The sequence below is a fragment of the Azospirillum picis genome (assembly GCF_017876115.1).
Taxonomy (GTDB): Bacteria; Pseudomonadota; Alphaproteobacteria; order Azospirillales; family Azospirillaceae; genus Azospirillum; species Azospirillum picis.
Window position 1 is genome coordinate 59,395 of the sequence record NZ_JAGINO010000009.1, and the last position, 26,044, is coordinate 85,438.

Genomic DNA, 26,044 nt, shown 5'->3' on the forward strand with positions numbered 1-26,044 from the left:
TCCCGGCCCCGGTCAGCGCGCTGCCGCGCGCTGCTGGAACAGGGCGACGCCGCGCAGCAGATCCAGCGCGCGGGCGAGCTGGAAGTCGAAGGGCTGCTGGTCGCCATCGGCCGCCGCGCCGTCGGTCGGAGCGGCGTTCGGAGCGGCGTTCGGCGCTGCACCCGGCGCCCCCCCCGGTGCCGCACCGGGGGCGCTGCTGTTCGCGTCGGGCGCGGCGCCCGGGTTGGGGGCCGACGGCGTGCCCGGGGCGGCAGGGTTGGTCGTCGCCGGCTTCGGCGGGCGGTTCTGGTTGGCGGCGTCGGGGTTGGCGAGCGCCCCCTTCAGGTCGGCCTCGCGGCGGCGGACGATGTTCTTGTCCAGATCCTCCACCTTGGCGACATGCACCTCGATGTCCGGGGTGATCCCGAGCTGCTGGATCGAGCGGCCCGACGGCGTGTAGTAGCGCGCCGTGGTCAGCCGCATGGCGCCGTGGCCGGGCAGCGGGATGATGGTCTGCACCGACCCCTTGCCGAAGGACTGGGTGCCCATGATGATGGCGCGCTTGTGGTCCTGCAGGGCGCCGGCGACGATCTCCGACGCCGAGGCCGAACCGCCGTTGATCAGCACCACCAGCGGCAGGCCCTTGATCAGGTCGCCGGGCTTGGCGTTGAAGCGGGTGCCCTCCTCGGCCTTGCGGCCGCGGGTCGACACGATCTCGCCCTTGTCGAGGAAGGTGTCGGACACCGACACCGCCTGGTCGAGCAGGCCGCCCGGATTGTTGCGCAGGTCGAGCACATAGCCCTTCAGCTTGTCGCCGACCTGCTGCTGGATGGAGGTGATCGCCTTCTCCAGCCCGCTCTGCGTCTGCTCGTTGAAGCTGGTGACGCGGATGTAGCCGATGTCGCCTTCGGTGCGGAAGCGGACCGACTGCACCTTGATGACGGCGCGGGTCAGCGACACGGTGAAGGGCTCGCCCGCCTCGCCTCGGCGGATGGTGACCTTCAATTCGCTGCCGACCGGCCCGCGCATCTTCTCGACCGCGTCGTTCAGGCTGAGGCCCATCACCGCCTCGCCGTTGAGCTGGACGATCAGGTCGCCCGGCTGCAGGCCGGCACGGAAGGCCGGGGTGTCGTCGATCGGCGAGACGACCTTGACCAGGCCGTTCTCCATCGTCACCTCGATGCCGAGCCCGCCGAACTCGCCGCGGGTCTGCACCTGCATGTCCTGGAAGTTCTTCTTGTTCAGGTAGCTGGAATGCGGGTCGAGCGAGGTCAGCATGCCGTTGATCGCCGACTCGATGAGCTGTTCGTCGGTCACCTGCTCGACATACTCCGCGCGCACGCGCTCGAAGACATCGCCGAACAGGTTGAGCTGCCGGTAGGTGTCCGACGAATTGCTGGATTGCGCGGTGACGGTGGCGACGCCGGCGCCCAGAAACACCAGAGCAGCCGCCGCGGCGGCTCGCTTGATCATCTTCATCTACCCTTGTCCTTTCCCCTCCGGGGCGCCGAACCCGCGCTGCGGGTTGATCGGGTGGCCGTTTCGTCGCAGCTCGAAATAGAGATCCGGTTCGCCGTCCGCCGGCATGACGGCCAGCGGCTCGCCGCCCGCCACCTTACGCCCGACGGCCGTTTCGATCCGGCCCAAACCCGCAATCAAACTATGATATCCGTTGCCGTGTTCCACGATCAAGATGAGGCCATACCCTTTGAACGGGCCGGCGAACACGATCGTGCCGCCGCGCGGCGCCACCACGGTGGCGCCGGCGCGGGCCTGCAGGGTGACGCCGCGGCTGGCGACGCCGTAGCGGTCGGTCTCGCCGTAGCGCGTCGTCAGCTTCCCGGCGACGGGCAGCAGCATGCCGTCCGCCTGCGAGGCGTTTCCCGTATCGCGGGAGGGCGCGCGCGCCGCCAGCTTGCGTTCCCGCTCCGCCTCCTCCTTCGCCTGGCGCTCGGCCATCGCCTTCTCTTCCGCCGCCTTCTGCTCGGCGGCGCGCAGTTCGGCCAGCTTGCGCTCGGCGTCCTTGCGCTCCGCCTCCTTGCGGGCGGCAAGCCGGCGTTCGGCCTCGCGCTGTTCGGCGAGGCGCCGTTCCGCTTCCCGGCGCTCCGCCTCGCGCCGCTCGGCTTCCTTGCGGGCGGCAGCCTCGGCGGCGGCGCGGCGTTCGGCCTCGATCCTCTCCATCAACTGGCGGAGATCGGCCGCCTGGCCGGACAGGTCGGCCATCCGGCGGGCCACCTGGACCCGCTCCTCCTCGGTCTGGCGCGACAATTCCTCGCGCCGGGCGATCAGGCGGTTCATCTCGCCCTGCTTCTCGGCCAGCGCCACCTGGGCGGCCAGCGCCTTGGCCCGGCGGTCGACCAGCTTGCCACGGGTGTCGGCCAGCGCCTCCAGCGCCTTCGCCAGCGCGTCGGAGCGCGCGCGCAGCGCCGGCACCGCGTCGCGCAGCAGCAGGGCGGAGCGCAAGGTGTCGACCGGGCTTTCCGGACGGGCCAGCGCCGCCTCCGGCGGGATGCGGGCCAACCTCTGGAGGGCGGCGAGCAGGGCGGCGATCTGCCGCCGTTCGGCGTCCAGGCTGGCCGAGCGCTCCCGCTCCTCCGCTTCCAGCGCGGTCAGCGACTCCTCCAGACCGCCCAGCGCCTGCTCCTGGTCACGCGCCTGGTCCGCCAGCCCGATCAGCCTGCCGCGCAGGTCGTCGAGCTCCGCCTGCAACGCCTGGGACTGGTGCTCCAGTTGCTGCTGGCGGTCCTTCCCGGTCTGCATCTGCTGCTCGACGCGCTTCAGCGCATCCTTGGGAGCATCCCCCTGCCCCTGGGCGTCCGCCGGCTGGGCGAGGCACAGCGCGGCGGCAAGAACGAAGCCGGCGGCCAATCCCTCGCCCGCCCGGGAAACCGCACCGCCCCCCGGTCCCCTTGCGCCGTCGCGCCACGCGCCCCTCTCGCCCCGGGGAAGAGAGGGGGCATCGAGCGCGCAGGGGACGGGCGCCATCCGTTACTCCGCCGCCGCGCGGGCGGCGGTGCGGACCAGCAGGTCGCGGCCGGTCATCTCGGCCGGTTGCGGCAGGCCCAGCAGGCCCAGCAGGGTCGGCGCGATGTCGGCGAGGCGGCCGCTGTCGATGCGGGCGCCGGCCGGGCCGTTGACCAGGACCAGCGGCACCTTGTCGAGCGTGTGGGCGGTGTGCGGCCCACCGGTCTCCGGGTCCTTCATCAGCTCGCAGTTGCCGTGGTCGGCGGTGACCAGCATGGTGCCGCCGGCGTGGCGCACCGCCGCCTCCAGGCGCCCGAGGCTGCCGTCGACCGCCTGCACCGCCTTGATCGCCGCCTCCAGGATGCCGCTGTGGCCGACCATGTCGGGGTTGGCGAAGTTGACGACGATCAGGTCGTATTTGCCGGACTCGACGGCGGCGACCAGCTTGTCGGTCACTTCGCCGGCCGACATCTCCGGCTGCAGGTCATAGGTGGCGACCTTCGGCGACGGCACCAGGATGCGGTCCTCGCCTTCGTAGACCCGCTCCTCGCCACCGTTGAAGAAGAAGGTGACGTGCGGGTACTTCTCCGTCTCGGCGATGCGAAGCTGCTTCAATCCGGCCTCGGAAACCACCTCGCCCAGCACCCTGGTCAGCGATTTGGGCGGAAAGATGGTGGTCATCTGCTTGGCCAGCGACGAGGAATACTCGACCATGCCGACAGCGGCGGCCAGCTTGGGCGCACCCTCCACCGGGAAACCGTCGAAGGCCGGATCGACATAGGCCGCCAGGATCTCGCGGGCGCGGTCGGCGCGGAAATTCGCCATCAGGATGGCATCGCCGTCCTTCATGCCGGCATAGTCGCCGATGATGGTCGGCAGGATGAACTCGTCGTGCTTGTCGGCGGCGTAGCTCTGCTCGATCGCCTGGATCGGGTCGGCGGCGCGCTCGCCCTCGCCCCTGGTCATGGCGGCATAGGCCTTGGCGACGCGGTCCCAGCGCTTGTCGCGGTCCATGGCGTAGTAGCGGCCGATGACGGTCGCCACCTCGACGCCCGGCATCTCGTAGACGTCCGCCATGAACTCGGCGACCTGGTCCTTTGCGCTCTGCGGCGGCACGTCGCGGCCGTCGGTGAAGGCGTGGACGGCGACCGGGATGCCTTCGCGCGACAGCACGCCGGCGAGCGCGGCGATGTGGTCCTGGTGGGAATGCACGCCGCCCGGCGACAGCAGCCCCATCAGGTGGGCACGGCCGCCGGTCTCCCGCAGCCGCTTGGCCAGACCGGTGAGGGCGGCGTTCCGCTCCAGCTCGCCCTCGACGATCGCATGGTCGATCATCACCAGGTCCTGCATGACGACCCGGCCGGCGCCGAGATTCATGTGCCCGACCTCGGAGTTGCCCATCTGGCCCTTGGGCAGCCCGACCTCCTCCTCGCTGGCGTTGAGGAAGGCGGTCGGCTCACCCGACCACAGCCGGTCCCAGTTCGGGGTCTGGCCCAGCGCGATGGCGTTGTCGGACCGCTCCTCGCGATAGCCCCAGCCATCCAGGATGCACAGGACGACGGGGCGGGGTCGGGTGGTCTCGGTCATCGCGCTTACCTTTCTCGAAAGGTTGTGGTCTCGGAGTTTCGTCTTTATTCGCTCCGGCGCGTTCCGGCGCCGGCCCGGTAACGCTCACGCTCTGTGATAGGGATGGCCGGCCAGGATTTGTTGGGCGCGATAGAGTTGCTCCGCAAGCATGCCGCGCACCAGCATGTGGGGCCAGGTCATCGGCCCGAAGGCCAGCAGGAAGTCGGCCCGCGCACGCACCGTCTCGCCATGGCCATCGGCGCCGCCGATCAGGAAGGCGAGGTCGCCGGTGCCGCGGTCGCGCCAGTCGCCGACCTTCGCGGCGAACGCCTCGCTGGGCAGAGCCTTGCCGCGCTCGTCCAGTGCGACGACGACGGCGCCGGCGGGAATGGCGCCGAGCAGCAGCTCGGCCTCCTGCCGCTTCAATTCGTCGGAGGGGAGGCGCTTCTTCACCTCCACCTCCTTCAAGGTGAACGGCCAGCTCAGCCGGCCGACATACTCGTCGAACAGGTCGCGGGTGGGTCCGCCCCGCGACCGCCCGACGGCGGCGAGCCACAGTCGCATGGTGCGGCCCTCCGCCTCCGGTCCGTCAGGCGCTCAGCCGCGCCGCATCGGACGGCTTCGGCAGGTCCAGACCCCACATCTTCTCGATGTTGTAGAAGGTCCGGACCTCCGGCTTGAACAGATGGACGATCACGTCGCCGGCATCGACCAGCACCCAGTCGCACTGGGTCAGGCCTTCCATCTCGACGCCGCGGACGCCGGCCTGCTTCAGCTTGTCGGCCAGCTTCACCGCCATGGCGGCGATGTGCCGCGTGTTGCGGCCCGACGCCACGATCATGTAATCGGCGAAGGTGGTTTTCCCGGCGAGATCGATGACGGTCACGTCATCCGCCTGGTCGGCGTCGAGCGACGCCTGGATGAGCGCCTTCAGGTCCTGCGGTTCCAGGATCTGGGGAACGGCGGCTGGCCGCGGAGCGGTCGCGGCCGTTTCGGTGTGCGTGGTGATGGCTCCAACCTCTTGCAACGGTTTCACGACCCGGAGGCCCGTGCCAGCCGGATCGCCGTCGCCGAGGCCGGATGCAAGGGGTTGCGTAAGAACGCCCAGGCCGGCCGCCTGCGGCGCGCCAGCCCTTTCACCCCCGACACGGACACCCGCCGACGGGTGTAGCGCCGGGCGGCCTGGCCGCTCAGCGCACTAAGAGAATAGGTGGGCCGGGCGAAAACCGCAACGGCCACCGAGTCGAAGATTCGTGTCCAAAGCTTCCAGCGCGGAATTTGTCGCAGATTGTCCGCTCCCATCAGCCAGACGAAGCGGGTTTTCGGGAAGCGGCGCTGAAGCTTGGCCAGCGTGTCGGCGGTGAAGCGGGTGTGCAACTCCGTCTCGATCGCCGTCACCTCGATCCGCGGATGGGCGGCGACCGCCCGCGCCTCCGCCAGCCGCTCGCGCAGGGAGGCCATGCCGGACGCCGGCTTCAACGGGTTCTGCGGGCTGACCATCCACCAGACGCGGTCGAGCCCCAGCGCCTTGAGGGCGAACAGGCTGATGTGCCGGTGCCCGGCATGGGCCGGGTTGAAGGACCCGCCGAGGATGCCGACGGTGAGGCCCGCATAGAGCGGACCGGAATAGAGGTGGGGGGCGCGGAGTCCCTCTCCCGCCCCGGGAGAGGGAAGGGGCCCATGCGCAGCATGGGAAGGGTGAGGGGTGATGCAAGGATCAGGGGCTCCATGTCCAGATCGCCCCTCACCCTCCCCGCCTGCGGCGGGTCCCCTCCCTCTCCCGGGACGGGAGAGGGCTTCCCGCTTAGGGGCGCGTCTGGCCATCGCCGCGCACGACATACTTGTAGCTGGTCAACTGCTCGGCCCCCACCGGGCCACGGGCGTGGAACTTGTCGGTGGAGATGCCGATCTCCGCCCCCATGCCGAACTCGCCGCCGTCGGCGAACTGGGTGGAGGCGTTCCACAGCACGATGCCGCTGTCGACGCGGGCCAGGAAGCGTTCCGCCGTTTCCGGATCCTCGGTCAGGATCGATTCGGTGTGGTGGGAGCCGTGGAGGTTGATGTGGTCGATCGCCGCATCCACCCCGTCCACCACGCCGCAGGCGATCACCGCGTCGAGATACTCGGTGTCCCAGTCCTCCGGCGCCACCGGCGTCACGCGCGGGTCGGCCGCCTGGGCCGCCGCGTCGCCCCGCACTGCGCAGCCGGCGTCCAGCAGGTCCCTGACCAGCACCGGCAGCACCGTGCCGGCGACGGCGCGGTCGACCAGCAGGGTCTCGGCGGCGCCGCAGATCGAGGTGCGGCGCATCTTGGCGTTCAGCACCACCTTGCGCGCCTTCTCCAGATCGGCGGCGGCATCGACATAGACGTGGCAGTTGCCGTCCAGATGCTTGATCACCGGCACCCGGCTCTCGTCGGCGATGCGCTGGATCAGCGACTTGCCGCCGCGCGGGATGATGACGTCGATATGGTCGCGCATCTTCAGCATATGGCCGACGGCGGCGCGGTCGGTGGTGGGAACCAGTTGGATCGCCGCCTCCGGCAATCCCGCCTCGCGCAGGCCCTGGACCAGGCAGTCCGCGATGGCGCGCGACGAGCGGATGCTCTCCGACCCGCCGCGCAGGATGGCGGCGTTGCCCGACTTCAGGCAGATGCCGCCGGCGTCCGCCGTCACGTTGGGCCGGCTTTCATAGATGATGCCGACGACACCCAGCGGCACGCGGACACGCTGGATGCGCAGGCCGTTGGGACGCGTCCATTCGGCGAGCACCCCGCCGATGGGATCGGGGAAGTCGGCGATGTCCTCCAGCCCCTTGGCCATTGCCTCGATGCGCTTGTCGTCCAGCATCAGCCGCTCGCGCATCGGGCCGGACAGGTCGCGGGCCGTCGCCATGTCCTCGGCATTCGCGGCCTTGATCTCGCCGGCGCGGGCGCGGATGGCCGCCGCCGCCGCCCGCAACGCCCGGTCCTTCGACGGCCCTGGCACGGTCGCCAGCGCGGCCGCGGCGGCGCGCGCCTTGCTGCCGAGGGACAGCATCTGGTCGTGCAGGGCGTCTGTGGTGTCGAGCAGGGCGGACATGGGTGCCTCCGGGCACACTCTGCGTGAAAGGGATGAAGACCTTAACGGATCGTTTCCGGCTGCGGAAGTGGTGCGGTTATGAAACAGGTCCGGCCCGACGAAGGCGGGCGGGGGAAATCGTGATGGGCGATCGGCCGCCCGCCGGGCAAACTCCGGCCGCCACCGTTCACTCCATTCCGATACGACGCCGGGACCGCGCCCTCCATGCTGACGCTGCTGCTGATCGTCTCCGCCTTCTTCGCCGGCGTCCTCAACGCCGTGGCTGGAGGCGGCAGCTTCCTGACCTTCCCGGCGCTGATCATGGCCGGGGTGCCGCCGCTGAACGCCAACGCCACCAGCACGGTTGCCGTCTCTCCCGGCGCGCTGGCCAGCGCCTTCGGCTACCGGCGCGAGCTGGGACGGATCCGCGGCATCCACCTGCCCTCCTTCCTGGGCATCAGCCTGGTCGGCGGCCTGCTGGGTGCGCTGCTGCTGCTGTGGACGCCGCAACGGGTCTTCGAGGCGATCGTGCCGTGGCTGCTGCTGTTCGCGACGCTGCTGTTCGCGGTCGGCCCGAAGGCATCCGCCTGGATCCGCCGCCACTGCACCGTCGGCCATGGCGCCGTGCTGGCCATCCAATTCTTCATCGCCGTCTATGGCGGCTATTTCGGGGGCGGCATCGGCATCCTGATCCTGGCGACGCTCGGCGTCTTCGGCCTGACCGACCTGCATGCGATGAACGGCCTGAAGTCGCTGGTCTCCGGCTGCCTCAACGCGGTGGCGGTCTGCGCCTTCGTCGCCGGCGGCGCCGTCTATTGGACCGAGGCGCTGATCATGCTGGCGGCGGCGATGGCCGGGGGCTATGCCGGCGCCTCGATCGCCCGCCGCATCCCGCCGCCGCACCTGCGCCGGTTCGTCATCCTGGTGGGGGCGGCGATGAGCGTCTATTTCTTCGCCACCAAGACCTGATCCCGACGGAGCCCCCGACCATGACCACCCCCATCGACCGCGGTGCCCTGCCCTACCGTCCCTGCGTCGGCATCATGCTGCTGAACGGCCGCAGCGAGGTCTTCGTGGCGAAGCGGCACGGCTCCGCGGCCGACTGGCAGATGCCCCAGGGCGGCATCGACGAGGGCGAGGATGCCCGCACCGCCGCCTTCCGCGAACTGGAGGAGGAGATCGGCACCGCCAAGGCGGAGTTCATCGCGATGAGCGCCGCCCCCCACCGCTACGACCTGCCCGACGACCTGCTCGGCAAGGTGTGGAAGGGCCGCTGGCGCGGGCAGGAGCAGATGTGGATGCTGGCGCGCTTCACCGGTACCGAGGCCGACATCCGGCTCGACACCGCGCATCCGGAGTTCGACGCCTGGAAATGGATCGACGCCGAGGCGTTGCCTGGCCTGATCGTCGCCTTCAAGCGCCCGGTCTACGAATCGGTCCTGGCGGAGTTCCGTCCGCTGATCGCCCGGCTGAAGGGAGCCTGACCGCCGGAGGCGGGAGCCGGCCCGCCCCGTCCCAGCCCCCTTGCGCCCCGGCATCGCCGGCCGATCGCTCATGTCCCAAAAATGATTGCGGTTATCCCCAAGTTCCAAAAGCCGGGCCTCCCGATGGAGAGTGCGGTTTAACGAATCTTTGAGGGGGCTCTGGCAACGTCGCTGCTGCAACCGGAATGCGCAAGAAGCGGCACGGCTTTGACGGAGGGGTGGCATGTCGCTGATCAGATGGAGCGAACTGGACGGCCGGGTCGGCCTGGACCTGCCGGGCGATCTCGACCTGCCGATGGCCCAGCCGCTGGTCGACAGCCTGCGGGCCGCCTTCAAGGCGTCGGGCGACGTCACCGTCCGGGCTGATTCGGTGGAGCGCGTCAGCGCCGCCTGCATCCAGGCGCTGGTCGTCGCATCGCGCGACGCGGCCGAGCGGGGGGCCGCCTTCGCCCTCGCCGCCCCGTCGCAAACCCTGTTGGACGCGTGCGAAGACCTCGGGCTCGCCGCCTGGTTGAATCGATGGAGCCGAGCGTGAAGAAGAAAGTGATGACGGTGGATGACTCGCGCACCATGCGCGACATGGTGTCCTTCACGCTGCGTGGCGCCGGCTACGAGGTGATCGAGGCGGCGGATGGCCAGCAGGCCATGAGCGCCATCGCCACCGCCAAGGTCGACCTGGTCATCACCGACCTGAACATGCCGGTGATGGACGGTCTGACGCTGATCCGCAAGCTGCGCGCCATCCCGGCGCACCGCACCCTGCCGATCCTGATGCTGACGACCGAAGCCGACGAAAGCAAGAAGGCGGAAGGCCGCTCGGCCGGCGCCACCGGCTGGATCGTCAAGCCCTTCAACCCCGACAAGCTGGTGTCGGTGGTCCAGAAGGTTTGCGGCTGACCGCGAGCAAGGCAGCGAAAGAGGAAAGGCCCGTGGACGATCTCAGCCGCTTCAAGCAGACCTATTTCGACGAAAGCGCCGAACTGCTGGCCGTCGCCGAGTCCGGCCTGCTGCGCCTTGCCCCCGGCGAGGTCGACATGGACGAGGTGAACGCGATCTTCCGCGCCGTCCATTCGATCAAGGGCGGCGGCGGCGCCTTCGGCTTCAACGACCTCGTCGCCTTTGCGCACGAGTTCGAGACGGTGATGGACGGGGTGCGCAACGGCGACATCCCGGTTACGACCATACTGGTCGACACCTTGATCCGCGCCAACGACGTGCTGGCCCGCATGCTCGCCCATGCCGCCGACGGCACCGACGCGCCGGCAGGCACCACCGACGACACCGTCGCGGCGTTGCGGCGCGTCCTGGTCCAGGCCGACGCCGCGCCCGGCACGGCAGTCCCCGCCGCCCCGCCGGCCGCGGCGCCCCCCACCCACTACGCCGACGACGAGGATGACGAGGCCGGCATCTTCGGCGACGCGCTGGCCGCCATCCAGGCCGCCCGCGACGACGCGGCGCCCGCCGGGACGGTGCCCGCCGGAACAGTGCCCGAAGGCAAGCTGCGCTGGACCGTCGTCTTCCGTCCCAAGGCGGACCTGCTTCTGTCGGGCAACGAGCCGACCTACATGCTGCGCGCCCTGCGCCGGCTGGGGGACGCGGAGGTGGTCTGCCACCTGGACAGCTTGCCCGGTCTGGCCGCCCTCGACGCCGAACTGCTTCACATGTCCTGGACGGTGACGCTGCTGGCCGGGCCGGAGGTGGGCCGCCCGCAGATCGACGACGTGTTCGAATTCGTCGCCGACGACTGCGACATCCAGATCAGCGTCGAGGCACCGCCGCCGGCCGTCCTGCCCGCCGGCCGGGCCGACGCCGGCACGGCGTCGCCTGGCGTCGGCCCGGCGGCACCGGCCGAGCCGGCCCTTCCGGCGGTGCAGGCCGCACCGGCCGCCCCGCCCGTTCCGTCCGCCCCGACCCAGGCCGCCCCCGGCACCGCGGCCGGGAACGGCGGCAAGCCGCGCACCGGCGGACCGGCGGGCGACCATGCCGGCCCGGCCGCCCACACCATCCGCGTCGACCTCGACAAGATCGACCGTCTGGTCAACATGGTCGGGGAGATGGTGATCACGCAGGCGATGATCGCCGAGCACCTGCGCGACCTGCCGCCCGGACAGTTCCAGGAGTTGCTGGAGGGGCTGGAAGGCCTGGCGCAGCACACCCGCGAGCTGCGGGAGAGCGTGATGTCGATCCGCGCCCAGCCGGTGTCCAGCGTCTTCTCGCGCATGCCGCGGCTGGTGCGCGAATGCGCCGCCATGACCGGCAAGGAGGTGGTGCTGGTCACCTCCGGCGAGACGACCGAGGTCGACAAGACGGTGGTGGAGAACCTCGTCGACCCGCTGACCCACATGATCCGCAACTCGATCGACCATGGGCTGGAAGGCCCGGAGGAACGCGAGCGGACCGGCAAGCCCCGCGCCGGCACCGTGCACCTGTCGGCCGCCCACCGGTCAGGCCGCATCGTCATCGAGGTGACCGACGACGGGCGCGGCATCAACCGCGCCAAGGTGCTGTCCAAGGCCATCGAGAAGGGGCTGGTCCAGCCGGGAGCCACCCTGACGGACGAGGAGATCGACAACCTGATCTTCCTGCCCGGCTTCACCACCGCGGACCAGGTGTCGAACCTGTCCGGCCGCGGCGTCGGCATGGACGTGGTGCGGCGGAACATCTCCAGCCTGGGCGGGCGCATCGGCGTCTATTCGACGCCCGGCGAGGGTTCGCGCTTCGTGCTGTCGCTGCCGCTGACGCTGGCCGTGCTGGACGGCATGGTGATCTCGGTGGGCGAGGAGCGCTTCGTGCTGCCGCTGACCAACATCGTCGAAAGCCTGCGGCCCAAGCCCGCCGACCTGCACGGGCTGGTCAACAAGTGCGACGTCATCATGGCGCGCGGTGAATATGTCCGGCTGGTCCACCTGCACCGGCTGTTCGGCATCCCGAAGGCCATCGACGACGCCACCCGCGGGCTGGTCGTCCTGGTGGAGACGGAGGACGGCGCCCGCCTCGGCCTCGTCGTCGACGAGGTGCTGGGCCAGCAGCAGGTCGTCATCAAGAGCCTGGAAGCCAATTTCCGCCGGCTGGACGGCGTCGCCGCCGCCACCATCCTCGGCGACGGACGGGTCGCCCTGATCCTGGACGTCGCCGGCCTGCGCGAGATGAGCCGCCACGGCGCCGGCACCGCTCCGGGCGGCCCGGCATCCGCCAACTCCCTTTCCGGATCCCTGCCGCCCCCGCAGACCACGCCACGGCCGACGGCCCGGCCGGTGCTGGCGGAGCGGCCGGAATCGCATCAACGCCAACCGGTTTGAGGTCAAAGCGATGAGCAGTTCAACGGCAATCGCCTCCGTCGGCCCCCGCTCCGACCTTCAGCCGATGGGCGGAACCGCCAACGGCACCGACGAGCAGTATGTCACCTTCACCGTCGGCAACGAGGAGTATGGCGTCAACATCCTCGCCGTCCGGGAAATCCGCGGCTGGACGCCGGAAAGCCGACTGCCCAACCTGCCGGACTATGTCCGCGGCGTGATAAACCTGCGCGGCATCATCATCCCGATCTTCGACCTCCGCGCGCGCTTCGGCGGTGGACCGACCCAGGTGTCCAAGCGCCACGTGGTGGTGGTGATGCAGGTCGGCGAACGCACGCGCGGCATCCTGGTCGACGCCATCTCCGACATCCTCGCGATCGGTCACGAGGAGATCAAGCCGCCGCCCGACGTCGACAACGGCCTGGTCGACGCCGAGTATCTCAGCGGCCTCTACACCGCGGAGAACCGGATGGTGACGCTGCTCAGCGTCGACAGGCTGTTCGCCGGGGAGCATGGCGAGCCGGAGACGGCTCTGCGCGCGGCCTCCGCGGCAGCCCCCGCCCCCTAACGAACCTGACCGTCGCGGTGCCCCGGCTTCCCGGCGGACCGCCGGCGGAACAAGAATAATATCGGGAGACGAATGCCATGAGCCAGCACCGCTCGACCATCCTGTCGGGATCCTTCCTGCGCGACATGGGCATTTCCAAAAGGCTGTGGCTCGGCTTCGGACTTCTTCTGCTGCTGATCGCCGCCCAGACCGCGGCCGGCATGTTCGGGCTGGACGGCCTGAGCCGTCACGTCGACGCGGTGATGCGCACCGGAAACCTCGCGGTCTTCGCCAAGGATCTGGAAAGCCGCCTCGGCGCCGAGCGGCTGAGCGCACGCGAGTATGTCGACCTCGGCACTCCGGAGGCGCTGGCACGGCTGCAGCAGCAGCGTGCCCAGTTCGACGCCGTTCTGGCGGAGCGGAAGACCGGCCTGTCCTCCTCGCCCCATGCCGCCGCCTTCAACGAGCTGGCGGCGCTGCACGGCGTCTACCATGACCGGTTCGAAGCCGTGCGCGAGTCCCGCACCCAGGCCGCCAAAGCGCTGCACGAACGGATGGACCCGCTCGGCGCCAGGGTGACCAGGGCGATCGAGACCGTCGCCGCCGCGGCTGCGGCCTCCGGCGACAAGGACGCCGCGATCAGCGCCCAGGAGGCGGAGAAGCACTGGACCATGGTCCGCTTCGCCGCCAACCGCGCGCTCGGCCTGCGCGATCCGGCCGCGGCGCCTCAGGTCGACGACCAGGGCAAGGAACTGAGCGGGCATCTGGCGGAGCTGACGGCCGCCTTCCGTGGCAACCCGGCGCTGATGGCCACGCTGCGCGACATCGACGCACAGGCGACCGACTATCGCGCCGCCTTCCGCGACGCGGTGGCCGCCAACCGGCTGGCCGACGAGCGCATCGCCGAGGTGGGTTCGGTGGCCGCCGGGCTGGTCCAGGCCATCGACGGCATCGTCGCCGCCGTGCAGGGTTCGGCGGCCGCGATCGACACCGAGGCGGAGCGCCAGGCCGCCTTCACCAGCCGGCTGGTGCTGGGCATCGGCGTCCTGTCGCTGCTGGTCGGCGCCGTCGCCGCCAACCGCATCGCCGCCTCGATCATCGGGCCGGTGACCGGCATCCGCCGCGTGATGGCGGAACTGACCGGGGGCAAGCTGGCGGTGGCCGTTCCCCACACCGCGCAGCAGGACGAGCTGGGCGACATGGCCCGCGCCGTCGCCGCCTTCAAGGACGAGGCGGTGGAGGCGCTGCGGTCGCGCATCGCGCTGGAGCAGGTGTCCGCCAACATCATGATGGCCGATACCGACGCCAGGATCATTTACGCCAACGAGTCGATCCTGGCGATGTTCCGCCACGCCGAGGCGGACATCCGCAAGGCGATGCCGGATTTCGACAGCAGAATGCTGGTGGGCCGCAGCTTCGATTCCTTCCACCGCGACCCCGGCCACCAGCGCCACCTGCTGTCCGGCCTGACGCAGACCCATCGCGGCCTGGCGAAGACCGGCGGCCGCACCTTCCAGGTCATCGCAAACCCGGTGGTCAGCCGCCAGGGCGAGCGGCTGGGCACCGTCATCGAGTGGCGCGACCTGACCGAGGAACTGGCGGTCGAGGCCGAGATCGGCGCCGTGGTGGAGAACGCGGTGCGCGGCGACTTCAGCCACCGCATCGCGCTCGACGGCAAGACCGGCTTCTCCCGCCTGGTCAGCGAGGGCATCAACCGGCTGGCCGGCAACGTCGCCGCCGTCACCGAGGAACTGGCGACGGTGCTCGGGTCGCTGTCGCAGGGCGACCTGACGCGCCGCATCGACAAGCAGTACGAGGGCGTGTTCCAGCGCCTCAAGGACGATTTCAACGGCACGGTGGCGCACCTGTCGGAGATCGTGCGGCGCATCGACAAGGCGACCACCTCCATCGCCGTCGCCAGCCGCGAGGTGGCGGAGGGCAGCATGGACCTGTCGGAGAGGACCGAGCAGCAGGCCTCGTCGCTGGAGGAGACCGCGGCCAGCATGGAACAGCTCGCCGCCACCGTGCGCTCCAACGCCGACAACGCCCAGCAGGTCAACGGCTACGCCACCGAGGCGCGTGCCGCCGCGTCGCGCGGCGGCGAGGTGGCGACCAGCGCCGTCGAGGCGATGCGGCGGATCGAGAAGTCGTCGCAGAAGATCGCCGAGATCATCGGGGTGATCGACGAGATCGCCTTCCAGACCAACCTTCTGGCGCTGAACGCCGCGGTCGAGGCGGCGCGCGCCGGCGACGCAGGGCGCGGCTTCGCCGTGGTGGCGCAGGAGGTGCGGCAGCTCGCCCAGCGTTCGGCCCAGGCGTCGAAGGAGATCAAGACGCTGATCCTCGACAGCGGCGGACAGGTCCGCGAGGGCGTCGAGCTGGTGAGGTCGGCGGGCGGTGCGCTGACCGAGATCGTGACCGGCATCGGCCGCGTCGCCGACCTGGTGTCGGAGATCGCCCGGGCGACCACCGAGCAGGCCTCTGGCCTGGACGAGGTCAACATCGCCATCTCCCAGATGGACGAGATGACGCAGAAGAACGCCGCCCTGGTGGAGGAGAGCACCGCCGCCGCCCGGTCGCTGGAGGAGCAGGCCGACCAGTTGCGCGGCCAGATGACCTTCTTCACCCTCGACCGCAGCGGTGCCGCCGGCTCCCCCGGCCGGTCCGCTGCCGACCGCTCCGCTGCCGATCCCCGGCGGCTGGAGATCGCCTGATGCATCCGGTGCCGCGATGACCGCCCGTCCGCCCGCCTTGTCCGACGCCCCGGTGGCGACCCACCGCCCGATGGCGGCGGTGTTCGGCGGCACCCGCGAGTTCCACTTCGAACGGCATCATTTCGAGCTGATCGCCGGCCTGCTCCATCAGCTTGCCGGCATCGCGCTGGCCCCGCACAAGGCCGAGATGGTCTATGCGCGGCTGGCCCGGCGCCTGCGCGAGCTGCGGCTGTCGGATTTCGACGACTATTGCGCCATGCTGCAGAGCGAGGAGGGCGCGGGCGAGGTCGGCTATCTGGTCAACGCCCTGACCACCAACCTGACCAGCTTCTACCGCGAAGCCCACCATTTCGACTTCCTGTCCTCCGTGGTCGTGCCCGAGGCGCGGCAGCGCTGCGCCGGGGCGTCCCGGCCGCGGCTGCGGCTGTGGTCGGCCGGCTGCTCCTCGGGGCCGGAGCCCTACACGATGGCGATGGTCCTGGTGAGCAGCATGGGAGCCGATCTGCGCCGGTGGGACGCCCGCATCCTTGCCACCGACATCGACACCCACATGGTCGAGACGGCGCGGCGCGGCGTCTATCCGCTGTCGGGGGCGACCGGCATCCCACCGGCGATCCGGCAGCGCTTCACCCACGACGGCCTGCTGGACGGCGAGCCGGCGGTGGCGATGGGCGACGAGCTGAAGCGGCTCGTCACGGTCAAGCCGCTGAACCTGCTCGAGCGCTGGCCGATGTCCGGCCCCTTCGACGCCATCTTCTGCCGCAACGTCCTGATCTATTTCGACCGCGGCGGCCGGACGCAGGTGATCGAGAACTTCGCCCGGCTCCTGCGCTCCGGCGGGTATCTTTTCCTCGGGCACTCGGAAAGCCTGTACGGCGTGTCGACCCTGTTCCAGCAGGCCGGCCCAACCATCTACCGCAGGGTGTGACCGGTGACCCCCTCCTCTTCCGCCCACGCCCTCCAGGCCGCCCAACCGCCGTCCAAGGCCCATCCCATCGACGTGAACCGGGCCGGCAGGGTCTACTACAATCCCGAGTTCAAGACGGACACCATCAAGGTGGTGCTGGGGCAGCAGGCGGTCGGCGAGCGCCCCGACCTGATGATCGCCACGACGCTGGGCTCCTGCGTCGCCGCCTGCATCCATGATCCCGTCAGGGGCATCGGCGGCATGAACCATTTCATGCTGCCAGACCTGCCGGCCAGCGAAGCGGAGGATGCCGGCACCGGTCCCGCCGCGCGCTACGGCGCCGTCGCGATGGAGCGCCTGATCGAGGCGCTGCTCGCCGCCGGGGCGGAGCGCGGGCGCCTGCAGGTCAAGCTGTTCGGCGGCGCCAGCGTCATCGACTCCAGCTACGACATCGGCGGCCTGAACAGCCGGTTCGCCTTGGACTATGTCCGGATGGAGCGACTGAACCTGACCGGGCAGGATCTGGGCGGAACGCTGGCCCGCCGCATCCATTATTTCCCTCATGCCGGCCGCGCGCTGCGCCGCCTGCTGCGGCCGGAGGCAACGATCGAGACCGTGACCCGGGAACGCCACTTCATGTCGCAGTTCCGCCGGCAGGCCGCGGCGGGCAAGGTGGCGCCGTTCGCCGCCCCGGAAGGGACCTGACCCATGCCGAGACCCATCCGCGTCGTCATCGTCGACGACAGCGCCCTGATGCGCGAGATGCTGAAGGACGTCCTGAGCCGCGAGGCCGGGATGGAGGTGGCCGGGGTCGCCCGCGACGCCTTCGAGGCGCGCGCGGTGATCAAGGCCACCAACCCCGACGTCATCACGCTGGACGTCGAGATGCCGAAGATGGACGGGCTGTCCTTCCTGGAGAAGATCATGACCCTGCGCCCGACGCCGGTGGTGATGGTCTCCTCCCTCACCCGTGAAGGTTCCGACGCCGCCATCCGCGCGCTCGAACTGGGGGCGGTCGACTGCGTCGCCAAGCCGGATGGTTCCGAAGGATACGGGTTCGAGGCGGCGGCGATGGAGCTGGTCTCCAAGATCCGCGTCGCCGCCACCGCCCGCCTGGCCATGCGCCGGCCGGCCGCCGGCCAGGGCGTGCTGCCGTCGCCGCGCTTCGCCGGCTCGGGCAAGCGGCTGATCGCCATCGGCGCCTCGACCGGCGGCGTGGAGCGCATCCGCGACCTGCTGTCCGCCATGCCGGCCGACTGCCCGCCGATCGTCATCACCCAGCACATGGGTCCCAGCTACGTCCCCAGCTTCGCCGCGAGGCTCGACCGGCTGTCGGCCCCGGCGGTCCGCGTTGCCGCCCACGGCGACCGCCCGGCACAGGGGCTGGTGCTGGTGGCTCCCGGCGACCGCCACCTCGCCGTCGTCCGCGACACCGCCGGCTTCGTCTGCCACATCCAGGACACGCCGCCGGTCAGCGGCCACCGCCCGTCGGTCGACGTGCTGTTCGCCACCGTCGCCAAGGCCGCCGGCCCGAAGGCGGTGGGCGTCATCCTGTCCGGCATGGGACGCGACGGCGCCATCGGCATGAAGGCGATGCACGACGCCGGCGCCTTCACCATCGGCGAGCAGGAATCGAGCTGCGTCGTCTACGGAATGCCGCGCGCCGCCAAGGAGAACGGCGCCGTCGCGGTCGAACTGCCGCTCGCGCACATCCCCGCCGAGATGCTGCGCGCCTTCGACGCTGCGGGCGAACGCCCGCGCACCGCCTGAACGGGCCGGGTTTCCAGGAGTACGACAATGGCCTTTCCCGACGCCGCCAGCCGCCACACCGCGACGCCGAGCCCCTCGGCCCTTCCGGGCGCCAGCGAACCGGAGGCCGCCCATCCGGCGGACGGCGACAAGGTCGCCGTCACCGCCGACCTGCTGTCGACATGGCTCGGCTTCGCCGACGTACAGCGGCGCACGCTCGACATCCTGCGCGGCGAGCTGACCCGCACCTCCGACCATGTGGAAAGCTCCACTCTCGACCTGTCCGACCGGTTCCGCGAACTGGCGCAAAAGGCCCTGGACCAGTCGGAACGCGTTGCGGAGATCGTCGACAAGGCCGGATCGGTCGACATCGACGGCGAGCGCGTGCCGCTCGACACGCTGGTCGTCACCATGCAGGACGTGATCACCGACATGGTGACCAACATCGTCACCCTGTCGCGCCACGCCATGAGCATGGTCTATCTGCTGGACGACGTGCAGAAGGACGTCGCCGAACTGGAGAAGTCGATCGGCGACATCGACGGCATCAACCGCCAGACCAACTTCCTGGCGTTGAACGCCACCATCGAGGCCAGCCGTGCCGGCGACGCCGGGCGGACCTTCGCCGTGGTCGCGCAGGAGGTGCGCCACCTGTCCCGCTCGACCGGCGATCTCGCCGAACGGATGCGCAGCAAGGTGACCGCGGTGGTGAAGGGGGTGCGCAACGGCCACGACATCCTGCGCCAGATCGCCAACACCGACATGTCGCCGCAGATGCTGGCGAAGGAACGCATCGACAAGACGATGGAGAGCCTGGTCGAGCAGACCGCGCATTTCCAGTCGGTGCTGCAGACGGCCGCCGCCGTGTCCTCCGACATGTCCGCCACCATCGCGCATGTCGTCACCGGCATGCAGTTCCAGGACCTCACCAAGCAGCGGATCGAAGCGATCAACGACAGCCTCGTCATCATGGGCGCCGGCCTGGGCGAGCTGGAGGCGCGCATCCGCGCCGAGGTGCCTCCGGGCATCGGCGTGCGCGAGCCGCAGGAATGGCTGGACCAGCTTCTCGGCCGTTTCACCCTGAGCGAGATGCGCCAGCGCTTCGTGCGCAAGCTGCTGCTGGAAGGCACCGCACTGGACGAGAACGGCGTGCTCGACCTCGATGCCGGCAGCGACGGCACGGGCGGCGACATCGAACTCTTCTAGCACGTCACCGGGTCCGTTTGTAGGATCGGACCCAACCTTTCCGAAAGACCGGCACCATGGATTACGGCATCGAAGTGCGTGACCAGGAGGCGGTGGTCTGCCTGCGCGGCCGCCTCACCTTCAACGACCACGGCAAGCTGCGCACGCTGATCGGCGAGATGGGCCAGAACCGGGCAAGGCGCCAGGTGCTCGACCTGTCGTCGCTGGAATTCGTCGACTCCGCCGGGATCGGCATGCTGCTGATCGCGCGGGAGGAAATGGCCAATGCCGACAAGCAGCTCATCCTGCGTGCCGCCGGGGGGCAGGTGAAGCGGGTGCTGACCGTGGCGCAGATCGCGAAGATCGTCCCGATCGAGGACTGACCGGAGTGAGCGACGGCGCCACCCTCCAGCCCGGCCTGCGCACGCACTTCGCCGGCGTCCACGGTCCGTCGCTGCCGGACGGCGGCCTGCCGCGGCTGGCGCGGGCGCTGGGGCTGCCGCCGGCCGGACCGGAGGCGGGTGGCGGTCCGCTCGCCCTCCTGCTGGCGGGTCCGGCCGGTGCCGATGCCGATGCGCTGTGGCAGCCGCCCTTCGCCGCCTGGGTGGAGGTGGTTCCCTGCCGCGATGCCGCGGAGGATCCCGGCCCTTCGTTGCGGTCGCTGATGGACGCCGCCGCCGCCGCCGATCTCTACGTCAACGTGACCACCGCCACCGCCCACGACCTGCATCTCGGCGCCAGGCTGCTCACCGCCCTGACCGCCCGCTGCCCGCTGGCCGGCGAGCGGCGGGGCGACGTCGAACTCGCCTTGCACGAGGCGATCAGCAACGCGCTGGTCCACGGCAACCTCGGCGTTTCGGGCATGAAGGAACTGAGCGCCGCCGAGCTGGACCGGTTCTCGCGCGACCTTGAGACCCGGCTGGCCGATCCCGTCCTGGCGGCGCGGCGCATCGCCATCGCGGTGAGGCTGGAGGTCGGTGGGGACGGGCAGCGCGCCGCCTCGGTCGACATCGCCGACGAAGGCGCAGGGTTCGCCCCCGACCGCGGCCACCACCATGACCCGAGACCGGGCTCCGGCGCGTCCGGCCGCGGCCTCGACCTGATCGGGTCGATCGCCGACGGGCTGGAGATCGCCGACGGCGGCCGGCGCATCCGGCTGAGGTTCCACCTATGAGTCCGCCCATGAGCCCGCCCGTCAGCGCAACCGATCCCCCGCACGACTCCTCCCGGGCCGGCCTCGACAGCCCGGCCGCCGCGACCGCTGACGACGGGATATTGGATTGCCGCGTCCTTGTCGTCGACGACATCGCCATCAACCGGACGCTGATCGGGGCGCTTCTCGACGAGGCCGGGTTCCGTTTCGTGACCTTCGCCGAGGACGGCCCGCAGGCAATGGAGATGATCGCAGCCGGCACGCCGGACCTGCTGATCCTCGACATCATGATGCCGGGGATGGACGGGTTCGAGGTCTGCCGCCGCCTGCGCGCCATGCCGGAGACCGCCGACCTGCCGATCCTGGTGCAGACCGCCCTGTCGGCGGGCGAGGACCGCAACAGGGCCTTCGCCGCCGGAGCCACGGACCTGATTTCCAAGCCGCTTGAGCGGACGGAACTCCTGGCGCGCGTGCGCATCCACCTGGAGAGCGGCATGCTGATCCGGCGCCTCCAGTTCTATCGCTCCCGGGTGGAGGCCGAATTGGCCATCGCCCGCTCGATGCAGGAGCATCTGCTGCCGACGCCGGCCGGCTGCGCCGCCGTGGCCGGGTCGGCCGGCTGCAGCCTGCGCGCCCACAGCGCGGTTTCCCCGCTTCTGGGCGGCGACCTTTGGGGGCTCCTCCCGCTCGACCGCCGGCGCTTCGGCGTCTATCTGCTGAACGTACCCGGCCGCGGCGTGTCGGCGGCGCTGAATGCCTTCCGCCTGCATACCCTGCTCCACGAGCTTGGACCGGAAAAGGGCGGCGATCCGGCCGCCCTCCTGACGGCGCTGAACGACCGCGCCTGCCTGCTGCTGGAACAGGGCGAGCGGGCGACCATCACCTACGGCGTGGTCGACGGCGAGGCCGGACGGTTCGTCCACGCCTCGGCCGACAGCGCTCCGCCGATGATTTTGTGCGACGGCTCGCCACCGGCCCTCGGCTCCTCCACCGGCCTGCCGATCGGTGCCGCCGTCGGCACCCGCTACCATGCCGAGACGATGGAACTGCCGCCCGGGGCGGTGCTGGCCCTCTACTCCGTCGCCGTGCTGCAGGCGCTGGACGCCGGCGGCACCGGCATCGGGCTCGGCTGGCTGATCGCCTGCGCGGTCGCCGAAGGCGGCGGCTTCGACCATGTGGTCGGCGCCCTGGGGCTGGCCTTGGGCGAAGCCAGCAGCGACGACCACACGCTGGTATGGATCAGGCGGGACGGCGGACCATGAACGGTGACGGGCCGGAGTTGGAGCCACGGCAAAGGCCGCGGTCGGAACCGGGGAGGGAAACGGCCTCGCCGGCGGCGGAGGCCGACCAGCTTACCGACGGCATCGCCGGCGCGCGGGTCCTGATCGTCGACGACAACCGCATCAACCGCCACCTTCTGCTGGCGCTGCTGGAACGCGGGGGCATCACGTCGGTCGAACAGGCCGAGGACGGCGACGACGCGCTTGCCTGCATGGAACGCTTCAAGCCCGACCTTGTGCTTCTCGACCTGATGATGCCCCAGCTCGACGGCTTCGAGATGTGCCGGCGGCTGCGGGCCGACCCGCGCTGGCGGTCGCTGCCCGTCCTCGCGCAATCGAGCCTGAACCGGGTGGAAGACCGGATCCGCGCCTTCGCTGCCGGGGCGACAGACTATGTGACCAAGCCGATCAACGCGGTCGAGCTGCTGGCCCGCGTCCGCATCCATATCCGCAAGCACCTGATGCTGCGCGACCTGGAACGCTACCACAGCCGCACCCGGGCCGAGCTGATGCTGGCCCGCAGCATGCAGGAACGGCTGCTGCCCAGTCCATCGCGCCTGGCAGAGCTTGAGGCGGAAACCGGCGTCGCCGTGCAGGCCCATTTCGCCCCGTCCTCGGAGCTGGGCGGAGACTTCTGGGGCATCCAGACGCTGCCCGGCGGCCGCATCGCCGTCTATCTGGTCGATTTCTCCGGCCACGGCGTCGGCGCCGCACTCAACACCTTCCGTCTGGATGCCATCTGCCGGCAGGCCGACAGCACCGCCGACACCCCGGCGGCCTTCCTGGCCGCGGTGAACCGCCGGCTGTGCAGGCTGCTGCCGACCGGGCAGTTCGCCACGATGCTGGCCGGGCTCGTCGATCCGGTGGCCGGGGTGTTCCGCTACGCCTCGGCCGGCTCGACGGCGCCGATGCTCTGGCTGCCGGGCGACGAGGCGCCGCGGCTGGGGGACGGCAGCGGCCTGCCGCTGGGGCTCCTCGCCTCGGCATCCTATGAAGACAGGGAGCTTCCCCTGCCGCCCGGCGCCCGCCTGTTCCTCTATTCCGACGCCGCCATCGAGATCCCGACCGGCGGGCAGGAGGGCGGCCATCAGGTGCTGGACGATACCGGGCTCGCCGCCCTGCTGGCGGGCCGGATGCGGGACCCCGATGGTGCCCGCCTGCTGGCCGGACTGGTCGGGGACCTGCATGCCGCCGGCCCGATCGACGACGACCTGACGGCGCTGCTGCTGACGCGGCGGGGGTGAGCCGCCGGCCGCACGAAAGGGCCGCGCGCAAGGCCCGCGCGGCTCGCCGCAGGACGGCCAAACAAAAAGGCCGCTCCCGGAGGAGCGGCCTTTTCGCATGCGGCGGAAACCGACCGATCAGCGCGAGTAGAACTCGATGACCAGGTTCGGTTCCATCTGGACCGGGTACGGGACATCGGCCAGCAGCGGGGCGCGGACGAAGCGGCCCTTCAGGGCGCTGGTGTCGACGTCCAGGTAGTCGGGGATGTCACGCTCGTTGGAAGCGACCGACTCCAGGATCAGCGCCATCTGCTTGGACTTGGCGCGCACCTCGACGGTGTCGTTGTCCTTCAGGCGGGCCGACGCGACGTTCAGGCGGCGGCCGTTGACCAGGATGTGGCCGTGGTTGATGATCTGGCGCGCGGCGAACGGGGTCGGCGCGAACTTCATGCGGTAGACGACGGCGTCCAGGCGGCGCTCAAGCAGGCCGACCAGGTTCTCGCCGGTGTCGCCCTTGCGGCGGACGGCCTCGGCATAGATGCGGCGGAACTGCTTCTCGCCGATGTTGCCGTAGTAGCCCTTCAGCTTCTGCTTGGCCATCAACTGCAGGCCGTAGTCCGACGGCTTCTTGCGGCGCTGGCCGTGCTGGCCCGGGCCGTACTCGCGCTTGTTCAGCGGGCTCTTGGCGCGGCCCCAGAGGTTGACGCCGAGGCGGCGGTCGATCTTGTACTTGGACTCTTGACGCTTGCTCATAACTCTCACGCCTCGTTGGACACGAGTTGATGTTGTCCCGGTAGTTCCGTCGCCCGACCGGCGACGGACGGGGCGCTGAAGTCTGCGCGCGCCCGCTTTCCCAGGAGGTGAAGGCGCGCACAATATCCATTGACGCGGCGGAGTCAAGCGCGATGCGTGCGGCGCAGGCACGGCGGCCATGGGCGGCCCCGCGCGCCCTTTGCGGCTCCCCCTTGCGCGGGGGCGCCCTTTTGGGCTCCCCTGCAACGGCTGGACGTGAACGGGGCGAAACCGATGGAACGGGTCGAGTGCGTGGTGGTCGGTGCGGGCGTGGTGGGTCTGGCGGTGGCGCGCCGCCTGGCGCGGGCCGGGCGCGAGGTGATCGTGCTGGAGGCGGCGGATGCCATCGGCACCGGCACCAGCTCGCGCAACTCCGAGGTGATCCACGCCGGCATCTACTATCCGACCGGAAGCCTGCGCGCCCGGCTCTGCGTGGCGGGCCGCGACGCCCTCTACGCGTATTGCGCCAGCCACGGGGTGGAGCATCGCCGCCTCGGGAAGCTGATCGTCGCGACCGAAGAGGCGCAGTTGCCGAAGCTGGCGGCGATCCGCGCCCAGGCGGCGGCCAACGGCGTCGACGACCTGACCGAGATCGACGCCGCGACCGCCCGGTCATGGGAACCCAACCTGCGCACCGTCGGCGTGCTGCTGTCCCCCTCGACCGGCATCATCGACAGCCACGGGTTGATGCTGGCCCTGCTCGGCGATGCCGAGGACGCCGGGGCGATGCTGGCCCTGCTGAGCCCGCTGGAGCGCTCGCACAGGACGGCCGCCGGCTTCGAGCTGGAAGTCGGCGGCGCGGAGCCGATGCGCCTCGCCTGCTCCACCCTGGTCAACGCCGCCGGTCTCGGCGCCTGGGCGGTCGCCCGCGGCCTGGAGGGGATGGCCGCGGAGCATGTGCCGCCGCGGGTGCTCGCCAAGGGCAACTACTACGCGCTGGCGGCCGGCCGCTCGCCCTTCTCCCGGCTGGTCTATCCGGTGCCGGTGGATGGCGGGCTCGGCGTCCACCTGACGCTCGACCTCGCCGGGCAGGCCCGTTTCGGACCCGACGTCGAGTGGCTCGGCAGCGGGATCGGCAGCGGGATCGGCACCGATGAAATCGGCTATGCCGTCGACCCCGCCCGTGCCGACGCCTTCTACGGCGCGGTCCGCGCCTATTGGCCGGGGCTGCCGGACGGGGCGCTGGTGCCGGCCTATTCCGGCGTGCGGCCGAAGCTGAGCGGCCCCGGCGAGCCGCAGGCCGATTTCCTGATCCAGGGTCCGCAGACCCATGGGATCGACGGGCTGGTCAACCTGTTCGGCATCGAATCCCCCGGCCTGACCTCCTGCCTCGCCATCGCCGACGCGGTCGCCGCGACGCTGGACTAGCCCGTGTGCTTCGCGGTTCGAGCGAGGCCGCGCGAACCGGTCACGCTCCAGCCGCAGGAAATCCCGACCCGACCATGCCATCTCGGCGGCAAGGTTCTTGACCGCGACCCCGCATCTCCCAATCTATAGGCATGGCGGCGCCGGCATGGGCTGGGCCGCCGATCCGCCGGGCGCCGGAAACGGGCCCACCTTCCGCAACTCGCTCCCGTCGTGAGGAGGATGCGTCGTGACGACTCGCCTTTCGCTCTTCAACAGCCCGCTGCTGCTCGGGTTCGACCAGTTCGAACGGACACTCGACCGCATCGCCAAGAATTCGGCCGAGGGATACCCGCCCTACAACATCGAGCAGATCGGCGATGACGGCCTGCGCATCACGCTCGCCGTGGCCGGCTTCACCTCCGACGACCTGTCGGTGCAGATCGAGGACAATCAGCTCGTCATCCGCGGCCGGCAGACCGACGACAAGTCGCGGATCTACCTGCATCGCGGCATCGCTGCGCGCCAGTTCCAGCGCAGCTTCGTCCTGGCGGAAGGGATCGAGGTGGTGGGCTGCTCGCTCGACAACGGGCTGCTCAACATCGACCTGACCCGCCCGATGCCCGAGCCGAAGGTCCGCACCATCAAGATCGAGCAGCCCAAGAAGGCTGCGGGGGCCGGCATGCCCCGCACGATCGACATGTCGACCGACGGCAAGGGCGACTGACCGCGCCCGCCGGGACCGGTCCGCAGCAGTTTTCCAGACATTCCTTACGCGCGGCCGCCCATGCGGGGAGCCGCGG

Annotated in this window: 25 protein-coding genes; 17 read left to right on the top strand and 8 right to left on the bottom strand. The window is 70.5% G+C overall.

From position 1 onward, the window contains the following. Positions 1-12 precede the first annotated feature (12 nt). The 7 genes from J2850_RS14125 to J2850_RS14155 all read right to left on the bottom strand — a co-directional run bounded on the left by J2850_RS14125 (position 13) and on the right by J2850_RS14155 (position 7,588). Entirely contained in the window at positions 13-1,458 is a 1,446-nt protein-coding gene (locus tag J2850_RS14125) for a S41 family peptidase (RefSeq protein WP_209982658.1), read from the bottom strand. Beyond that, complete coding sequence (locus J2850_RS14130; protein WP_209982660.1) at positions 1,459-2,964, bottom strand: murein hydrolase activator EnvC family protein; 1,506 nt, start codon at positions 2,962-2,964, stop codon at positions 1,459-1,461. A gap of 3 nt (positions 2,965-2,967) precedes the next feature. Next, positions 2,968-4,530 carry a 2,3-bisphosphoglycerate-independent phosphoglycerate mutase gene (gene gpmI / locus J2850_RS14135; RefSeq protein ID WP_209982663.1) on the bottom strand — a complete coding sequence of 521 codons (1,563 nt, stop codon included), beginning with the start codon at positions 4,528-4,530 and terminating at the stop codon, positions 2,968-2,970. A gap of 84 nt (positions 4,531-4,614) precedes the next feature. Beyond that, positions 4,615-5,073 carry a 23S rRNA (pseudouridine(1915)-N(3))-methyltransferase RlmH gene (gene rlmH, locus J2850_RS14140; RefSeq protein ID WP_209982665.1) on the bottom strand — a complete coding sequence of 153 codons (459 nt, stop codon included), beginning with the start codon at positions 5,071-5,073 and terminating at the stop codon, positions 4,615-4,617. Between the two features lie 25 nt (positions 5,074-5,098). Continuing rightward, positions 5,099-5,545, bottom strand: a complete 447-nt coding sequence (gene rsfS / locus J2850_RS14145; protein ID WP_209982667.1) for a ribosome silencing factor — start codon at positions 5,543-5,545, stop codon at positions 5,099-5,101. After that, positions 5,542-6,102: a nicotinate-nucleotide adenylyltransferase gene (locus tag J2850_RS14150; RefSeq protein WP_209982920.1), complete on the bottom strand. Its 561-nt coding sequence runs from the start codon at positions 6,100-6,102 to the stop codon at positions 5,542-5,544. The genes rsfS and J2850_RS14150 overlap by 4 nt, the downstream gene beginning before the upstream one ends. Positions 6,103-6,313: 211 nt before the next feature. Next, complete coding sequence (locus tag J2850_RS14155; RefSeq protein ID WP_209982669.1) at positions 6,314-7,588, bottom strand: glutamate-5-semialdehyde dehydrogenase; 1,275 nt, start codon at positions 7,586-7,588, stop codon at positions 6,314-6,316. Between the two features lie 204 nt (positions 7,589-7,792). Here J2850_RS14155 and J2850_RS14160 point away from each other — a divergent pair, with 204 nt between their 5' ends. From J2850_RS14160 to J2850_RS14230, 15 genes are all read left to right on the top strand, one after another. Then, positions 7,793-8,536, top strand: coding sequence for a sulfite exporter TauE/SafE family protein (locus tag J2850_RS14160; protein ID WP_209982672.1), 744 nt, complete (start codon positions 7,793-7,795; stop codon positions 8,534-8,536). A gap of 20 nt (positions 8,537-8,556) precedes the next feature. Further along, entirely contained in the window at positions 8,557-9,051 is a 495-nt protein-coding gene (locus J2850_RS14165) for an RNA pyrophosphohydrolase (RefSeq protein WP_209982674.1), read from the top strand. A 223-nt stretch (positions 9,052-9,274) separates the two neighbouring features. Next, a complete protein-coding gene (locus J2850_RS14170; protein ID WP_209982676.1) occupies positions 9,275-9,586 on the top strand; it encodes an STAS domain-containing protein in 312 nt (103 codons plus the stop codon). Further along, positions 9,571-9,948 carry a response regulator gene (locus J2850_RS14175; RefSeq protein ID WP_211113908.1) on the top strand — a complete coding sequence of 126 codons (378 nt, stop codon included), beginning with the start codon at positions 9,571-9,573 and terminating at the stop codon, positions 9,946-9,948. The genes J2850_RS14170 and J2850_RS14175 overlap by 16 nt, the downstream gene beginning before the upstream one ends. Positions 9,949-9,980: 32 nt before the next feature. After that, the gene (locus J2850_RS14180) at positions 9,981-12,350 is read left to right on the top strand and encodes a chemotaxis protein CheA (protein ID WP_209982680.1); all 2,370 of its coding nucleotides are present in this window, start codon (positions 9,981-9,983) and stop codon (positions 12,348-12,350) included. Between the two features lie 10 nt (positions 12,351-12,360). Further along, entirely contained in the window at positions 12,361-12,915 is a 555-nt protein-coding gene (locus tag J2850_RS14185) for a chemotaxis protein CheW (protein ID WP_209982682.1), read from the top strand. A 77-nt stretch (positions 12,916-12,992) separates the two neighbouring features. Next, the gene (locus J2850_RS14190) at positions 12,993-15,608 is read left to right on the top strand and encodes a methyl-accepting chemotaxis protein (RefSeq protein ID WP_209982684.1); all 2,616 of its coding nucleotides are present in this window, start codon (positions 12,993-12,995) and stop codon (positions 15,606-15,608) included. A 16-nt stretch (positions 15,609-15,624) separates the two neighbouring features. Next, positions 15,625-16,536, top strand: a complete 912-nt coding sequence (locus tag J2850_RS14195; protein WP_209982687.1) for a CheR family methyltransferase — start codon at positions 15,625-15,627, stop codon at positions 16,534-16,536. Between the two features lie 3 nt (positions 16,537-16,539). Then, positions 16,540-17,220: a chemotaxis protein gene (locus J2850_RS32215; RefSeq protein ID WP_209982689.1), complete on the top strand. Its 681-nt coding sequence runs from the start codon at positions 16,540-16,542 to the stop codon at positions 17,218-17,220. Positions 17,221-17,223: 3 nt separating this feature from the next. Beyond that, the gene (locus J2850_RS14205) at positions 17,224-18,285 is read left to right on the top strand and encodes a protein-glutamate methylesterase/protein-glutamine glutaminase (protein WP_209982691.1); all 1,062 of its coding nucleotides are present in this window, start codon (positions 17,224-17,226) and stop codon (positions 18,283-18,285) included. A gap of 27 nt (positions 18,286-18,312) precedes the next feature. Beyond that, positions 18,313-19,470, top strand: a complete 1,158-nt coding sequence (locus J2850_RS14210) for a methyl-accepting chemotaxis protein (RefSeq protein WP_209982693.1) — start codon at positions 18,313-18,315, stop codon at positions 19,468-19,470. Between the two features lie 56 nt (positions 19,471-19,526). After that, entirely contained in the window at positions 19,527-19,832 is a 306-nt protein-coding gene (locus tag J2850_RS14215) for an STAS domain-containing protein (RefSeq protein WP_209982694.1), read from the top strand. Positions 19,833-19,837: 5 nt separating this feature from the next. After that, on the top strand, positions 19,838-20,623 hold the full coding sequence (locus J2850_RS14220) for an ATP-binding protein (RefSeq protein ID WP_209982696.1): 786 nt from the start codon (positions 19,838-19,840) through the stop codon (positions 20,621-20,623). An 8-nt stretch (positions 20,624-20,631) separates the two neighbouring features. Further along, the gene (locus J2850_RS14225) at positions 20,632-21,864 is read left to right on the top strand and encodes a fused response regulator/phosphatase (protein ID WP_246513069.1); all 1,233 of its coding nucleotides are present in this window, start codon (positions 20,632-20,634) and stop codon (positions 21,862-21,864) included. Beyond that, the gene (locus J2850_RS14230) at positions 21,861-23,126 is read left to right on the top strand and encodes a PP2C family protein-serine/threonine phosphatase (protein WP_209982700.1); all 1,266 of its coding nucleotides are present in this window, start codon (positions 21,861-21,863) and stop codon (positions 23,124-23,126) included. The genes J2850_RS14225 and J2850_RS14230 overlap by 4 nt, the downstream gene beginning before the upstream one ends. A gap of 117 nt (positions 23,127-23,243) precedes the next feature. Here J2850_RS14230 and rpsD read toward each other — a convergent pair whose 3' ends face one another. Next, entirely contained in the window at positions 23,244-23,858 is a 615-nt protein-coding gene (gene rpsD / locus J2850_RS14235) for a 30S ribosomal protein S4 (RefSeq protein WP_209982702.1), read from the bottom strand. A 273-nt stretch (positions 23,859-24,131) separates the two neighbouring features. Between rpsD and J2850_RS14240 the strand changes: the two genes are divergently transcribed. Together J2850_RS14240 and J2850_RS14245 are read left to right on the top strand one after the other, a co-directional pair. Next, positions 24,132-25,265: an NAD(P)/FAD-dependent oxidoreductase gene (locus J2850_RS14240; protein WP_209982704.1), complete on the top strand. Its 1,134-nt coding sequence runs from the start codon at positions 24,132-24,134 to the stop codon at positions 25,263-25,265. Between the two features lie 226 nt (positions 25,266-25,491). After that, positions 25,492-25,968: an Hsp20 family protein gene (locus J2850_RS14245; RefSeq protein WP_209982706.1), complete on the top strand. Its 477-nt coding sequence runs from the start codon at positions 25,492-25,494 to the stop codon at positions 25,966-25,968. Positions 25,969-26,044: the final 76 nt, after the last annotated feature.

What these genes read in the sequence shown, in the direction of transcription:
- J2850_RS14125 (WP_209982658.1), bottom strand. Translation starts at nt 1,458, where the DNA reads ATGAAGATGATCAAGCGAGCCGCCGCGGCGGCTGCTCTGGTGTTTCTG.
- J2850_RS14130 (WP_209982660.1), bottom strand. Translation starts at nt 2,964, where the DNA reads ATGGCGCCCGTCCCCTGCGCGCTCGATGCCCCCTCTCTTCCCCGGGGC.
- gpmI (WP_209982663.1), bottom strand. Translation starts at nt 4,530, where the DNA reads ATGACCGAGACCACCCGACCCCGCCCCGTCGTCCTGTGCATCCTGGAT.
- rlmH (WP_209982665.1), bottom strand. Translation starts at nt 5,073, where the DNA reads ATGCGACTGTGGCTCGCCGCCGTCGGGCGGTCGCGGGGCGGACCCACC.
- J2850_RS14155 (WP_209982669.1), bottom strand. Translation starts at nt 7,588, where the DNA reads ATGTCCGCCCTGCTCGACACCACAGACGCCCTGCACGACCAGATGCTG.
- J2850_RS14160 (WP_209982672.1), top strand. Translation starts at nt 7,793, where the DNA reads ATGCTGACGCTGCTGCTGATCGTCTCCGCCTTCTTCGCCGGCGTCCTC.
- J2850_RS14165 (WP_209982674.1), top strand. Translation starts at nt 8,557, where the DNA reads ATGACCACCCCCATCGACCGCGGTGCCCTGCCCTACCGTCCCTGCGTC.
- J2850_RS14170 (WP_209982676.1), top strand. Translation starts at nt 9,275, where the DNA reads ATGTCGCTGATCAGATGGAGCGAACTGGACGGCCGGGTCGGCCTGGAC.
- J2850_RS14175 (WP_211113908.1), top strand. Translation starts at nt 9,571, where the DNA reads ATGGAGCCGAGCGTGAAGAAGAAAGTGATGACGGTGGATGACTCGCGC.
- J2850_RS14185 (WP_209982682.1), top strand. Translation starts at nt 12,361, where the DNA reads ATGAGCAGTTCAACGGCAATCGCCTCCGTCGGCCCCCGCTCCGACCTT.
- J2850_RS14190 (WP_209982684.1), top strand. Translation starts at nt 12,993, where the DNA reads ATGAGCCAGCACCGCTCGACCATCCTGTCGGGATCCTTCCTGCGCGAC.
- J2850_RS14195 (WP_209982687.1), top strand. Translation starts at nt 15,625, where the DNA reads ATGACCGCCCGTCCGCCCGCCTTGTCCGACGCCCCGGTGGCGACCCAC.
- J2850_RS14205 (WP_209982691.1), top strand. Translation starts at nt 17,224, where the DNA reads ATGCCGAGACCCATCCGCGTCGTCATCGTCGACGACAGCGCCCTGATG.
- J2850_RS14210 (WP_209982693.1), top strand. Translation starts at nt 18,313, where the DNA reads ATGGCCTTTCCCGACGCCGCCAGCCGCCACACCGCGACGCCGAGCCCC.
- J2850_RS14215 (WP_209982694.1), top strand. Translation starts at nt 19,527, where the DNA reads ATGGATTACGGCATCGAAGTGCGTGACCAGGAGGCGGTGGTCTGCCTG.
- J2850_RS14225 (WP_246513069.1), top strand. Translation starts at nt 20,632, where the DNA reads ATGAGCCCGCCCGTCAGCGCAACCGATCCCCCGCACGACTCCTCCCGG.
- J2850_RS14230 (WP_209982700.1), top strand. Translation starts at nt 21,861, where the DNA reads ATGAACGGTGACGGGCCGGAGTTGGAGCCACGGCAAAGGCCGCGGTCG.
- rpsD (WP_209982702.1), bottom strand. Translation starts at nt 23,858, where the DNA reads ATGAGCAAGCGTCAAGAGTCCAAGTACAAGATCGACCGCCGCCTCGGC.
- J2850_RS14240 (WP_209982704.1), top strand. Translation starts at nt 24,132, where the DNA reads ATGGAACGGGTCGAGTGCGTGGTGGTCGGTGCGGGCGTGGTGGGTCTG.